The sequence below is a fragment of the Micromonospora sp. NPDC051924 genome (assembly GCF_055586005.1).
The window spans coordinates 88,359-96,695 of the sequence record NZ_JBVJJA010000021.1 but is presented as its reverse complement, the minus strand read 5'-3'; the positions used below and the strand labels follow the sequence as shown (position 1 = coordinate 96,695).

General features: G+C 75.1%; 2 protein-coding genes. Both read right to left on the bottom strand.

What is annotated here, in order from left to right; genetic code table 11:
- Nucleotides 1-50: 50 nt before the first annotated feature.
- Entirely contained in the window at nt 51-6,326 is a 6,276-nt protein-coding gene (locus ACZ6S5_RS18505) for an SDR family NAD(P)-dependent oxidoreductase (RefSeq protein ID WP_466001885.1), read from the bottom strand.
- Nucleotides 6,327-6,627: 301 nt separating this feature from the next.
- Complete coding sequence (locus ACZ6S5_RS18500; RefSeq protein ID WP_466001883.1) at nt 6,628-8,298, bottom strand: NAD(P)/FAD-dependent oxidoreductase; 1,671 nt, start codon at nt 8,296-8,298, stop codon at nt 6,628-6,630.
- Nucleotides 8,299-8,337: the final 39 nt, after the last annotated feature.

Genomic DNA, 8,337 nt, shown 5'->3' with positions numbered 1-8,337 from the left:
GACCTCGGTTCCTCGGGGCGCGGATGCGGTCGGGCGGGCGGTGCCGTGAGTCAGCCGGTGCCGCTCGGCACCGCCGGCTCGGCGGCCGCCCGGTCGGGCTCGGCCGGCTCGGCGGTGGGCGGCTCGGCGGTGCGGGCGAGCTGCTCGCAGAGGGCGCCGGCCAGGGCGCGGGCGCTGCCGTACGTCCACAGCAGGGTGGGCGACAGCCGCAGCCCGAACGCCTGCTCCAGCCGGTTGCGCAGCTCCAGGCCCATCAGCGAGTCGAGGCCGAGGTCCTTGAACGGGGTCTCCCGGTCGACCCGCTCGGTGTCCAGCCGCAGCACCCGGCCGGCCAGCTCGCGCACCTTCGCCTCGGCCAGGGCGGCCCGCTCGGCGGCCGGCGTCTGCAGCAGGGTGCCCCGGAATCCGTGCGCGGGAGCGGCGGCCTCCCCGTCGCGGGCCGCCGAGCGCAGCCACTGCCAGCTCGGCAGCCCGGCGGTGTCCGGGTACGCGTCGAACCAGCGGCGCAGGTTCAGCGGCACGTACCCGACCACCGGCTCGTCTCGGCCGAGCATCCGCAGCAACGCCGGCCACGCCTCGCCGGTGGGGAAGCTCTCCATGCCCCGCTCGGCCAGCCGGGCACCCCGGTTCTCGTCGGCCGCGGCGAGGCCGACGTCGCCGAACGGGCCCCACTGGACGCTGAGCGCCGGCCGTCCGGCGCGCCGCCGGGACTCGGCGAAGGCGTCCAGGTACGCGTTCGCCGCCCCGTATGCGGCCTGGCCGGCGTTGCCGATCAGCGCGGCGGCCGAGGAGAAGAGCACGAACAGGTCCAGCGGGTCGTCGGCGGTGACCGCCTCCAGGGCGAGCGCGCCGTCCACCTTGGGCGCCAGTACCCGGGCCACCTGCTCGGCGGTGAGGGTGCCGACGGTGGCGTCGTCGAGCAGGCCGGCGGCGTGGAACACGCCGCGCACCGGCGGCAGCCCGGCGCGTACCCCGTCCACCGCCCGGCGCAGGGCGGCCTCGTCGGCCACGTCGCAGCGCAGCACCTCGACGGCGGTGGTGCGGCGCAGCGCCGCCACCCGGGCCTGGGCGGCGGGAGTGGGTTCGGAGCGGCCGAGCAGCACCAGGCCACCGGCGCCGTGTCCGGCGAGGAACTCGGCCAGGGCCAGGCCGAGCGCGCCGAGGCCGCCGCTGATCAGGTACGTCCCGTCCCGGAACCGCCCGTCGGGCAGGGGCACCGCGGTGACCGTCTCGACGGTGGTCGGGTCGACGACCACCAGCTTGCCGATGTGCGTGCCATGCGACATCTCGCGCAGCGCCTCGGCCGCCTCGGGGTACGGGAAAACCCGGGTGGGCAGCGGCGGGAGGGCGCCGTCGGCGATCCGCTGCCACACATCGGCGAAGAGCCGGGCGAAGCGGTCGGGTCGCCGGTCCATCAGGCCGGCGAGGTCGACGGCGGCGAGGGTGATGCCCTTGCGGAAGGCGTCCAGGCCGATCGGCCGCCCGGCGTAGATGTCCTTCTTGCCGATCTCGATGAACCGGCCGTCCTCGGCGAGCGCGTCGAGGCCGAGCGGGATCGCCGCGCCGGTCAGCGAGTTGAGCACGACGTCCACGCCCCGCCCGCCCGTCGCCGCCCGTACCTGGGCGGCCCAGCCCAGGTCGCGGGAGTCGAAGACGTCGGCGACGCCGAGCGCCCGCAGGTGCTCGCGTTTGGCCTCGCCGCCGGCGGTGGCGACGACCCGGGCGCCGAGGGCGCGGGCGACCTGCACGGCGGCCAGGCCCACGCCCCCGGCAGCGGAGTGCACCAGCACGGTCTCGCCGGCGGCGAGCCGGCCGAGGTCGGCCAGGGCGTACCAGGCGGTGGCGTAGACCAGCGGGAGGGCGGCGGCGTCGGGGTCGGCGAGGGTGGCGGGGATCGGCCGGGTGTGCCCGGCGCGGACGGTGACGTGGCTGGCCAGCGCGCCGAAGACGCAGGCGACCACCCGGTCCCCGGGCCGGGGTTCGGTGACCCCGTCGCCGACCGCGACGACCCGGCCGGCGCACTCGCCGCCGAGCAGGCCGGCCCCGCCGGACGGATCGGGGTACGTGCCGACGGCCTTCATCACGTCGATGAAGTTGAGCCCGGTGGCGGTGACCTCGACCTCCACCTCACCCGGCCCGGGGGCGCGCCGGGCCAGCGGGACCGGCACCACCCCTTCCCAGCGTCCCGGTCGGGACGGGACGACCCGGAAGGGCTGCGCCGCGGTACGCGGGGCGGGCAGCTCGGCGGTGTCCTCCTCGGGCAGTTCGCCGCGGGCCAGCCGGCCGACCCGGCGGCCGTCGGCGCGCAGCACCACCTGGTCGTCCTCCCCACCGAGCAGCTCGGCGGCGCACCGGGCGGACCGGTCCGGGTCGGCCGGGTCCACGTCGACCACCCGGGGTTCGAGTTCGCCGTGTTCCCGGCGCAGCGCCCGCAGGTAGCCCCAGTAGAGGGCCGCTCCGGGGTCGGGCCGGTCGGCCGGCGTGACCGCCTGGGCCCGGGTGGTGACCACGGCGAGTCGGGGCGGCACGCTCCGCCCGGCGCAGGCGCGGGCCACGGCGGTGAGCCGGAGCAGGCCCTGCCGCTGCGCGCCGAGCCCGGCGTCGGCGTCCGGTGCGACGAAGACCACTCCGGCGGCCTCCGCGCGGGGGTCGGTGGCGAGCAGGTCGTTGCCGTCGTCCACCGGGTCGGCGCCGGCCGCCCGCAGCGCGGTGACCAGCTCACCCCGGGGGGCCGGGCCGCAGACCAGCCACCGGCCGAGGCTCACCGGCACGGTCGGCGGCTCGGCGGGCGTCCAGGTGAGCCGGTGCAGCCGGTCCGCGTCGTCGGTGCCGCCGACGGTGTCCGGAAGCGGCCGCAGGCGCAGTCCGCGCAGGCTCAGCACCGGCCGCCGCGCGGCGTCGAAGACGTGCACGTCGTAGTGCTCGGCGTCGTGCCGGACCACGTGCGACGAGACGGTGGTCGGCGGCTCGTCGAGGTCGGTGTGCAGCAGGACCCGGTCGACGGCGACCGGCACCACGGCCTGGTCGCCGGGGCAGAGCGCGAGCGCCACCTGGAGGGCGCCGTCGGCGAGCGCGGGGTGCAGGGCATGCGGCCGGTTGCCGGCCCGCAGCCGGTCGGCCAGCACCACCTCGCCGACCGCCTCCGCCCCGCCGGGGTGCACCCGCAGCGCCCGGACCGGGCGGAACGCCGGGCCGTAGCGGAGCCCCCGGCCGGCCCACTCGTGGTAGAAGGTGCCCGGGTCGGTCGGTTCCGCCGGCTCGGCCCAGTCGGGATACGCGGGGGGCGGGGCGTCGACCGGCCGGTAGGAGACCCGGCCGCCGGCCGCGGCGGTCCAGCCGGCGCCGCCGTCGGGCAGGTGGAGCAGGCGTACATTGCCACCCTCGGTGACGTCGTCGCGCCACTCCACGGTCAGTCGCACGTCGTCGCCGGCGAAGGTGACCTCACGGTCGAAGGCCACTTCGTCGAGGCTGCCGGGCCGGCCGCCGGTGCGCGCCCGCGCGGCCAACAGCAGCAGCCCGAGCATGGCGGCGCCGGGCAGCACCACGGCGTCGTGCACCCGGTGGTCGGCCAGCCACGACTGCTCGCCCAGCGCCAGCCCGACCGGCGCGTGCCAGGTGTCCACCTGCCCGGGCGCCGGGGACAGCGCCACCTCGAAGCCGCGCCCGCCGGTACGCCGGGGCCGGTCCGCCGGCCAGTACCGTTCCGGCCGCAGCGGGTAGCCCGGCAGGTCCACCCGGCGGCCCTTGGGCAGCGCGCCGAACGGGGCCAGCCCGGCCACGTACGACCGGGCCAGGGCGCGGGCCATGTCCTCGGCGGCGCCCTGGTCGCGGCGCAGGGTGGAGAGCACCGCGACCGGCTCGGCGCGTTCGGCCGCGAGCTGCTCGACGGCCGGGGTGAGCACCGGGTGCGGGCTGATCTCGACGACGTGGGTGACGCCGTCGTCGAAGGCCTGCCGCAGGGCGTCGGCGAAGAGCACCGGGCGGCAGAGGTTCTCCACCCAGTACCGGGCGTCGAGTTCGGCGCCGCCGAGCAGTTTGACCCGGACGGTGGAGAGCAGCGGCACGGCGCCGGCCCTCGGGCGGACCGGCTCCAGCGCGGCCAGCAGGTCGTCGCGGAGCGCCTCCATCTGCGGGCTGTGCGACGCGTAGTCCACGTTGACCAGGCGGCAGAAGACGTCCTCGGCCTCCAGCAGCTCCTTGAGCGTCAGCACGTCGTCCCCGGCGCCGGAGAGCACGCAGGAACGGGGGCCGTTGTGCACGGCCAGGGCCACCGTCTCCTCGAAGCCCTGCAACGCCTCCCGGGCGCCGTCCCGGTCCAGGTCGACGGCGAGCATCAGACCGCGGCCGGAGGCCCGCCGGGCGATCGCGCTGCGCCGGGCCATCAGCAGGGCGGCGTCCGCGTAGGAGAGCGCGCCGGCCAGGGTGGCCGCGGTGATCTCGCCCTGGCTGTGACCGAGCACCAGGTCCGGGTGGACGCCGTTGGCGCGCCACAGCTCGGCCAGGCCGAGCGACATCGCCCAGAGGGTCGGCTGGAGCATGTCGATCCGGGTGGTCCACTCGTCGCCCGCCTCGTCGGCGACGACCGCGGTGAGGTCCCAGGAGACGTGCGGGCGCAGCGCCTCGGCGCAGCGGCGCACCACGTCCGCGAAGACCGGGCTGCGCTTGTACAGCTCCCGGCCCATCCCCCGCCACTGCGAACCCTGGCCGGGGAAGACGAACGCGGTGCGGCGGTGCGGCACGGCCCGGCCGGTGGGCAGGTCGGGGTCCTCGGGCGCGTCCGGTCCGGCGGCGGCGAGCCGGGCCAGCCCGTCCCGCAGCGCGGCGGGCCGGTCGGCGACAACCGCCGCGCGCATCGGGAAGTGGTCCCGGTGCCAGGCCAGGCTGCCCGCGACGGCGGTCAGGTCCCGCTCCGCCTCCGGCACCCGCCCGGCGAGGTCCCCGGCGAGCGCGGCGAGCGCGGCCGGTTGGCGGGCGGAGAGCGGCACCACGGCGGGCAGGCCGGTGTCCGGTGGCTCGGCGGCCGGGCCGGCGGCGGGCGTGGGGGCCGGGCCGACCACCACGTGGGCGTTGGTGCCACCCCAGCCGAAGGAGTTGACCCCGAGGTAGACCGGCTCGTCGGCGGGGAGCGCCAGGGGCTCCCGCACCACGGTGACGTTGAGCCGGTCGAACGGGATCTCCGGGTTGAGCGTGGCGGAGTGCAGGTTCGGCGGAACGGTGCGGTGCCGCAGCGCCAGCAGGACCTTGAACAGGCCCGCCATCCCGGCCGCCGCCTCGAGGTGGCCGATGTTGGTCTTCACCGAGCCGACCGGCAGCGGCCCGACGGTGCGTGCTGCCCCGAGCACCTCGCCGATGGCGCCGGCCTCGATCGGGTCGCCCCGGCCGGTGCCGGTGCCGTGCGCCTCGACGTAACCGAGCCGGTCCAGCGGCACGGTGCCGTCGCCGTATGCCAGGCGGAGCAGCTCGCGCTGCCCCTCCGGGCTGGGGGTGACCAGGCTCTCCCCGCCACCGTCGTTGTTGACCACCGACCGGACCAGCACGCCGTGCACCCGGTCGCCGTCGCGCAGCGCCCGGTCGAGCCGCTTGACCAGGACGGCGGCCACCCCTTCGCCGCGGACGAACCCGTCGGCCCCGGCCGCGAAGGCGGCACACCGGCCGTTCGGGGAGAGCCCGCCGAAGTGGGTGAGGCCGATGGAGACGTCGGGGGCGAGGATCAGGTTCACCCCGCCGACGACCGCGGCGTCGATCTCCCCGGCGCGCAGCGCCTGCGCGGCCAGGTGCAGGGCGACCAGCGACGACGAGCAGCCGGTCTCCACGGTCAGGCTGGGGCCGCGCAGCTTCAGGGCGTACGACACGCGGGCGGCGATCACGTCCAGGGCGTTGCCCACCAGGCTGTGCTGGCTGGTCGGGGCGCCCCGCTCGCGGCGGGCGAGCTCGTAGTCGTGCCAGGACGCGCCCACGTAGACGCCGGTACGGGTGCCGGCCAGGCCGGCGGCCGGCTGCCCGGCGTCCTCCAGCGCCCGCCAGGTGACCTCCAGCATGAGTCGCTGCTGCGGGTCGATGTCCTCGGCCTCGCGCGGCGAGATGCCGAAGAAGGCGGCGTCGAACTCGTCCACGCCGTCGAGGAAGCCGCCCACGGCCTGGATCTCGCGCTCCGGGTCCAGCTGGGCCGTGGCGTCCCAGCGCTGCGCCGGTACGCCGACGATGGCGTCGCCGCGTCCGATCAGCAGTCGCCACAGGGCCTCCGGACCGTCGGCGCCGGGAAAGCGTCCGGCCATGCCGACGATCGCGATCTGGTCTGCCGTGTCGAAGTCTGCCATCGCGTCCATTCACTGCCTTTTCGTCGACGGGACCGCGGCGGGAGAATGCAGAAATTGCGGTTACGACCGTTCGTCGCCCGGCGGTGTGGAAATTCCACGGGTCGCGGCGAAATTGTCGCCGCCCACCAGAATCTACGCGGGCGGCGAATGGGCGGTAACCCCGATTCGACCCGTCCGTACCCGAGGCCGACCCCTATCGCGACCGCCCGCAGGCAGCGAAGAATACCAATGTGGAGTGACCCCGCACACACGTTGGCGGCGGCCCCGGTGGGAACACCGGGACCGCCGCCGTACCGCGTAGGGGGTGCGGTCAGGGGCGCAGCCGCATGCGGACCAGGCCGGCGGTGGCCCGGGTCATCATGCCGCCGATCTCCTTCGGCGCCTTGCGCCGGCTCCACACCGCGTTGCGCGCCATCTTCGACGGGGAGGCGCTGAAGCAGCGGTTCTCCGGATCGCCGAAGCCGAACGACGGGGGCAGGTAGTCGGCCGAAGCGATCGTGGCGAAGATCTGCGCGGCCCCGTCCTTCGCGGACAGCGTGCCGGCCTCGACCGCCTGGCAGGTCTGCCGGGTGAACACGCCCAACTCGCTGAACTTCTCGCTGACCGGGAACGGCGAGCCGGGGTGGCGGCTGTCCTCGAGGGCGAGGAAGACCTTGTCGTCCCCGCTGCGGGAATAGCGGAAGTAGGCGTCCTCGATGACGACGTTCCCGAGCATGGTGCCGAGCTGCCAGGTGCGGTTCACCGCATTCCACAAATCGTAGTCGCGGAACGCGACGAACGAGCTGTAGACGATGTCGTCGTGGAAGTCGAACAGTCCCTGCTGGAGAGTCTCCAGGTACTCGAACCGGTCGGTCGACCAGTTGCCGTCCCGGGCGGCCGCGATCAGCCGCCAGGCCATGATGTTGATCAGTTCGAGGGTGTTCGTCATGCCGCGCGAGTAGAGCGGATCGATGAAGCCGGCCGCGTGCGAGGTCAGGCAGAACCGGTCCCCCACGATCTGCTTCGCCGAGTACTGGAGCCGGCCGGTGGAGACCCACGGCCGCACCGGCCTGGCCTCCTCGAACTGCCAGGCGATGTCCGGGAAGCGGTTCAAAAACTGCCGGAACTCCTCCTCCGGCGGCAGGTCGGTCTTCGGGTGTACCCGCGGGTCGAGGGTCAGACCGACGCTGACCAGCGGGTTGAGCGAGTCCGGGTGGTTGTCGAACGGGATCACCCACATCCAGCCACCGTCGAAGACGTGGTGCAGGGTGCCGTGGTGCCACGGGTTCGGCTGGTCGTGGCCGCGCGCGGCGGCCGGCGACCGGTCGTACGGGCGCACCCCGATGAGGTGGGTGAAGATGCTGCGCGAGTGCGTCCGGGCCCGGGTGGGGACCTCGCGCAGCTCGAACTTGTCGGCCAGCGGCGAGCGGAACCCACCGGCGTCGACCACGTAGCTGGCCCGGAACTCCTCGCCCCGGTCCGAGCGGAGCACCGCGCCCTCGTCCGGGTCGATGTCCACGTCCACCACCCGGGTGTTGAGCCGGGTGTGCGCGCCGTACTTCACCGCTACCTGGAACAGGTACGTGTCCACGTCCTGGCGGAACAGGTGCGACTCGGTCCGCAGCATCGACGGGACGACCAGTTGGTTGGTCTGCCTGGGATCCTGCGGGACGCCCTCACGGTGGTAGACGAAGCCGAAGTTCTGCTTGCGGCCGCAGTTGCGGGAGACGTGCTTCTGCACGCCGCGGAAGCTGGACAGCGGCTTGATCTCCGGCACGCCGTAGCGGTCGGCGATGATCCGGGTCATCCCGGACGTGAAGGGGATGGTGGACTCCCCGATCGCGAACCGTGGGTGGGCGCCGGCGTCCAGTAGCAGCACCTTGACGCCGTTGCGGGCCAGCACCGCACCGAGCATGCCGCCAGCGATACCACTGCCGAGGATCGCCACATCGTACCGGTCGTCACGTCCCGATCCGGAGCTGTCGAGCGGCAATCTTCTCACCTCCTTCTCGTCGGGAAACGGTGTGCGGGGGCCCGACGG

Excerpts from the sequence above, each read along its gene's own strand:
- ACZ6S5_RS18505 (WP_466001885.1), bottom strand. The coding sequence starts at position 6,326 with ATGGACGCGATGGCAGACTTCGACACGGCAGACCAGATCGCGATCGTC.